1 protein-coding gene is annotated in these 1,312 nt (G+C 41.5%); it reads right to left on the bottom strand.

The window, feature by feature from the left end:
- Nucleotides 1–787 precede the first annotated feature (787 nt).
- Nucleotides 788–976: a hypothetical protein gene (locus L3V37_RS24045; protein WP_237307356.1), complete on the bottom strand. Its 189-nt coding sequence runs from the start codon at nt 974–976 to the stop codon at nt 788–790.
- Nucleotides 977–1,312: the final 336 nt, after the last annotated feature.

Genomic DNA, 1,312 nt, shown 5'->3' with positions numbered 1-1,312 from the left:
GTTACTTACAACCGCTGATACAACCAAAATATTTGCCAATCAGATTGCTCATTTTGACGATATAGCCTACCTAACATCAGCTATATGAGTTTGATTTTTCAGACTGTAAGCTAACGCCCTGTTAAGGTGTGAGCAACGCATTACCGATGCCGCCGCATACCACCTCAAACACTAAAATCAACGCATAGTAAAAATGCCACGCGTTGCGAATCACTCTTGAACAGTTTGTTATGTGCGCTTGTACAGCGTATTCAATACATTAACAGTTAAGGGCCTAATCTTGTGTTGCTCACAAAAAGATCAATTGTGTGCATTCAACGGCGTTTTTTTAAAGTACAACAAGGCTAAGAAAATGAAATTTAATGGCGGGATAAATGCGAATATAAATCCAAAAATTGCCCCTGCTACACCTTTATTCAGCTTCCTTTCACCTAAAAAGAATCCAATTATTGAGTTGACCACTGCATAAACAATAAAGATCAGTAGAGGTAAATAAATCGCGTGCATAATAAATCCTTTTAAAATAAACACTGTGAGAACGTTATAACTTGCTTTACCTTAGCACATAACGCCCTGCTAAGGGGTGAGCAACGCAATACCGAAGCCGCCGCAGACCACCTTAATCACTTAATTCAACGCATAGTGAAAATGCCACGCGTTGCGAATCCCTCTTGAGCAGTTTGTTAGTCGCGAGGCACCAAGCGGCAATTTTAAGCCAAACTAAACTTTGCGAACAACAAACTTTATGTGCTTTGATGCATTTAAGTCAGGCGTAGCGTCAAAACGGCTACTCAATGAAACCACTTAGAAAAAACAGCGCCGCAGAAAACGGACTGACAACACCAAAAAGAGCCTTTGGAAAGCCAATCTCACAGTGCGGACTTTCAACAAAGTCACTGAAACTACGTAGAACTGACAACACCAGAGAAAACGTCATTTCAGCGAGTAAATCGGCTTTTGTACCCAACAAACTCACCGAGCAGAGTTGCAACCGAAAACAGAATCTCGATTGCCCTGCTCTGTCAGCACCAAAGAACAAACAACCGCTTGGACACTTGCAAAACTATGGACTTAAAACTGCTGAAACTGAGTTTTGACCATCGACGATGAATCTGTATACCAAACAAACAGCTGCCACATTTTGAGCTTAGAAACATGATTTTGACTGCTAGCTTTTTCTGGCGACTAACGCCTTGTTAAGGTGTGAGGCACGCAATACCGAAGCTGCCGCATACCACCTTAATCACTAAAACCAACGCATAGTAAAAATGCCACGCGTGCCGAATCACTCTTGAACAATTTGTTATACGAT

Source organism: Vibrio sp. D54 (genome assembly GCF_021728075.1).
GTDB lineage: Bacteria > Pseudomonadota > Gammaproteobacteria > Enterobacterales > Vibrionaceae > Vibrio > Vibrio alginolyticus.
Note: the sequence above shows the minus strand (reverse complement) of the source record. Positions and strands in the feature narration are given on the sequence as shown.